The 1,624-nt window shown below is 40.2% G+C and carries 1 protein-coding gene; it reads right to left on the bottom strand.

From position 1 onward, the window contains the following. Positions 1 to 1,624: hypothetical protein (locus MM236_RS17240; RefSeq protein ID WP_241276239.1), on the bottom strand; the 1,624-nt coding region annotated here is incomplete at both ends.

Raw genomic sequence — 1,624 nt, 5'->3', positions numbered from 1 at the left:
AGTTTCGGTAAAGGAAACTGTTGCGGTGCCACAATTGTCCGTCGCGGTAAGTACTACTCCTGCAGGTACTGATTCACAGGAAACAGTGATGTCTGTCGGCAAGGTCTCGTTGAAGACTGGCGCTGTGGCATCTTCTACCGTGATGGTCTGAACGTGCGTGGTTTCGTTGCCACATTCATCCACTGCTGTCCAAGTTCTTATAACTTCATAATTATTGGCACAACTTCCGGCTACAATTTCTTCTTCAAAAGTTACTAAATCTTGCTGCGGGAATAATTGAAGTTCAAAAATTTGCGTATAACCTGTTCCTGTTACAAAAGGATGTCTGTGTTCTACATTAACACTCGTTCCAACACCTCCATAAATTGTTCTAGCATCAGAAACTCTATTTAGATTTGGTTGTGATGGATTAAAAATATTTGGATTATAAAGATAATATGGTCCAGAAGTCGATGAGATTAAATTAGGATCATTATGAGAACCAACATTAGGGTATGGAACTAAAATATTTCCATCTCCTGAATATTCAATATAAGATTGTGCTCTTAAAGCAACTTGTGTATTACCATTTACAGTAAAAAACACATCATTAGAGAATGTAATTTCTATTCTTGCATTTTGAAATCTAAATCCTGCACCAAAAGTTGAGGGGGCAACGTAACTTGGAGCACCATTTTCTGACACATCAACAGTTGTTATAGTAAAGGTGATACCATCAAACTCTGGTAAAGGGTTAGGTATCGCAGGAGATTGAGTTCCTGGGGCATAAGTATATAGATAATCATTTACCAAATACGTCCCTACTACACCAAAAGGATCTCCGTTTAAAGTACTATATCCGTTTGAAGCTTCTTGAATTTGTAGAAGCAAACTTCCGTCTAATCTAAAGTTTCCGTCTGCATCGTTGTCTATATCATAAGTACAGTCTGTAGCTGTTAACACTGCTGCTGCAGGTATTTCAAAGTCGGGCGCACAAGCCTGTAAGGTCATGTTTTGTGGAAGAACTGCTTCATTCCAAGTTGGACCTTCTTCATCTGTAACTTCAATAAGTTGTACATCAGAAACGGTTTGGTTACCACATTCATCAATAGCAACCCAGCGTCTTTCAATAGTATAGTTTCCAAAACAACTTCCGTCTATGCGTAATTCATCTACATAAACCTCCACATCGCCACAACCTTTGGAAGCTGTAATTATCGCTGCCGTAGGTAAGGGTTCACAAGAAGAAACCAATAACGTTTCTGTCGGTGGTAAAGTATCGAAAACAATAGGTGCTTGATTGCTTCCGGTATGGGTAATGGTCTCGCCTTCCAATAAGTTACCACAAGTATCAGCTACTTGGTAAGTGTAGGTCAATGTCCAAGCACAGTCATTTCCTGTTAGTTCTGTATTAGTTAATGTTACCGTTACAGCTCCTGCACAGTTGTCTGTGTAGTTTGTCGCTACTGCTGCTGCATCAAACGGCACTGCTGTTTCTGCTGCACTCACACATGCATCAACATCAACTTGTCCTTGTGGGGCTGTTCCTGTTGGAGCAGTTTGATCGCTTCCTGAGTATGTGATGGTTTCATCTTCCAATAAGTTTCCACAAGTATCGGCTACTTGGTAAGTGTAGGTCAATGTT

The sequence above is a fragment of the Belliella calami genome (assembly GCF_022549695.1).
In the GTDB taxonomy this organism is placed as follows: Bacteria; Bacteroidota; Bacteroidia; order Cytophagales; family Cyclobacteriaceae; genus Belliella; species Belliella calami.
The sequence above is the reverse complement of the archived record's forward strand: the minus strand, read 5'-3'. Positions and strand labels throughout refer to the sequence as shown.